Origin of the sequence: Streptomyces poriticola (assembly GCF_036689765.1) — a bacterium.
GTDB classification, from domain to species: Bacteria; Actinomycetota; Actinomycetes; order Streptomycetales; family Streptomycetaceae; genus Streptomyces; species Streptomyces poriticola.
Genome location: NZ_JBAGKH010000107.1, coordinates 1 through 505 on the forward strand (window position 1 = coordinate 1; position 505 = coordinate 505).

A 505-nucleotide genomic window follows, 5' to 3' on the forward strand; every position below is an offset into this window, starting at 1 on the left:
GCGGTGCTCGAACAGGGCGCGCCCGTTGATGAGCGTGTCGGCGACGGCTGCGGTGTCCAACCCGGGCCGCTGCTCGACGTATTCGCGGAGCTGCCGTGCCTGAGCGCGCAGCGCGTCGGCGGTCCGGGCCGAGATCACCCACGGCACGACGCCCGGAGACTCCGACACCGACACCGGCTCGTCATCGGGAGCCTGCTCCAGCACAGCGTGCGTATTGGTGCCGCTGATGCCGAACGACGAGACACCGGCCCGGCGCGGCTGTCCCGTGCTGGGCCAGGCCGTCTCCTCGGTCAGCAGGGCGACGGCTCCGGCCGACCAGTCGACCTTCGGCGTGGGCTCGCCGACGTGCAGCGTCTTCGGCAGCACGCCGTGTTGCAGTGCCATGACCATCTTGATGAGGCCCGCGACACCCGAAGCGGCCTGGGTGTGGCCGATGTTGGACTTCACCGAGCCCAGCCACAGGGGCCGGTCGGCCGGGCGGTCCTGGCCGTACGTGGCGATCAGT

The 505-nt window shown here is 71.3% G+C and carries 1 protein-coding gene; it reads right to left on the reverse strand.

Going from position 1 to position 505, the window contains the following annotated elements; all coding sequences use genetic code 11:
• The coding region (locus tag V5O46_RS31655) for a ketoacyl-synthetase C-terminal extension domain-containing protein (RefSeq protein WP_332888180.1) at positions 1-505 on the reverse strand (505 nt) is incomplete at both ends.